Here is a 2,350-nt window from a genome sequence, read left to right as displayed (position 1 = left end):
GGCTTCACCAGACAAGATCAGATCTTGGTCTTATGGTGAGGTTAAGAAACCTGAAACCATCAACTACCGTACACTTAAATCAGAAAAAGAAGGTCTATTCGATGAAAGAATCTTTGGACCTTCTAAAGATTGGGAATGTTCTTGTGGTAAATACAAGGGCATTCGCTATGCTGGTGTTGTTTGTGACCGTTGTGGCGTTGAAGTTACACGTTCTAAAGTACGTCGTGAGCGTATGGGTCACATTGAGTTAGCGACACCTGTAACACATATTTGGTACTTTAAAGGTATCCCATCTCGTATGGGCTTAATGTTAGACATGAGCCCACGTTCTCTTGAAGAAGTAATTTACTTTGCATCATATGTTGTAACAGATGCAGGTGATACACCACTAGATTACAAACAATTGTTATCTGAAAAAGAATACCGCGATAATAAACGTGAGTATGGTGAAGGCTTCAAAGCAGCAATGGGTGCAGATGCAATCAAGACCTTGTTATCACAAGTACAAATTGATAGCGAAGTTGCTGAATTAAAAGAAGAATTGAAAACAGCTAAAGGTCAAAAACGTACACGTGCAATCCGTCGTTTAGACGTTTTAGATGCTTTCCGTAAGTCTGGTAACGATCCAGCTTGGATGGTAATGGATGTTATTCCAGTTATCCCACCAGAATTACGCCCAATGGTTCAATTAGATGGTGGCCGTTTCGCTACGTCTGACTTGAATGATTTGTATCGTCGTGTAATCAACCGTAACAACCGTTTGAAACGTCTATTAGACTTAAATGCACCAAATATTATCGTGCAAAATGAAAAACGTATGTTACAAGAAGCGGTTGATGCGCTATTCGATAACGGTCGTCGTGGTCGTCCAGTTACTGGTCCAGGTAACCGTCCATTGAAATCATTGTCACACATGCTTAAAGGTAAGCAAGGACGTTTCCGTCAAAACTTACTTGGTAAACGTGTTGACTACTCTGGTCGTTCTGTAATCGTCGTTGGTCCTTCATTGAAGATGTACCAAGCTGGTTTACCAAAAGAAATGGCGCTTGAATTATTCAAACCATTCTTAATGCGTGAATTAGTTGCCCGCGATATGGCAATCAACGTGAAACATGCAAAACGTAAAATCGAACATCATGATGAAGATGTTTGGGACGTTTTAGGCGAAATCATCCGTGAACATCCAGTTCTATTGAACCGCGCACCTACCTTACACCGTTTAGGTATCCAAGCCTTTGAACCGGTCTTAGTTGAAGGTAAAGCAATCCGTCTTCACCCACTTGTGTGTGAAGCCTACAATGCCGACTTCGATGGTGACCAAATGGCGGTCCATTTACCATTAGGTGAAGAAGCGCAAGCAGAAGCACGTTTATTAATGCTAGCTGCAACACATATCTTGAACCCTAAAGATGGTCAACCAGTTGTTACACCGTCTCAAGATATGGTCTTAGGTAACTACTACCTAACAATGGAAGAACCTGAAGTAATGGGTGAAGGTATGTTAATGTCTTCTATTAATGAAGCACATATCGCCTACACGAATGGTTACGTGCAATTACATACACGTGTTGCCTTCCCAACAGATGCACTACCTAAAAAACCTTGGACTGAAAACCAAAAAGGTAAATTGATGGTGACAACTATCGGTAAATTATTCTTTAACGAGGTAATGCCTGAAGAATTCCCGTACATCAACGAACCAACAACTGAAAACTTAGAATCATCTCTATCTGACAAGTTCATCATGGAACCAGGTACAGATGTTAAAGAGTTTATTAGTCGTCAAGATATGGTTTCACCATTCAAGAAAAAATACTTAGCACGTATCATCGCGCAAGTATTTAAAGTATCTAAGATTACTGAAACTTCAATTATCTTGGATAAAATGAAAGACTTAGGTTTCAAATACTCTACACGTTCAGGTATTACCGTAGGTGTGGCGGATATTACAAACCTAGAATCAAAAGCGGCGTCTATTCAAAAAGGACATGACCGTGTTGACAAGATTACAAAACAATACCGTCGTGGTTTGATTACAAACGACGAACGTTATGACCAAGTTATCGACACTTGGAACAAAGTAAAAGATGAAATCCAAATCGCCCTAATGAACTCACTTGATCAAGATAACCCATTCTTCATCATGTCCGATTCAGGCGCCCGTGGTAACATTTCTAACTTTACCCAACTTGCTGGTATGCGTGGTTTGATGGCCGGACCTAACGGTAAGATCATCGAGTTACCTATCTTGTCTAACTTCCGTGAAGGTTTGACCGTGCAAGAAATGTTTATCTCCACTCACGGTGCCCGTAAAGGTATGACCGATACGGCCCTTAAGACAGCCGATTCT

At 40.8% G+C, this 2,350-nt stretch carries 1 protein-coding gene; it reads left to right on the top strand.

From position 1 onward, the window contains the following. The coding region (gene rpoC, locus ACRCJ0_RS12150) for a DNA-directed RNA polymerase subunit beta' (RefSeq protein ID WP_431390586.1) at positions 1 to 2,350 on the top strand (2,350 nt) is incomplete at both ends.

This window comes from Aerococcus sp. L_32 (genome assembly GCF_050689315.1).
The sequence above is the reverse complement of the archived record's forward strand: the minus strand, read 5'-3'. Positions and strand labels throughout refer to the sequence as shown.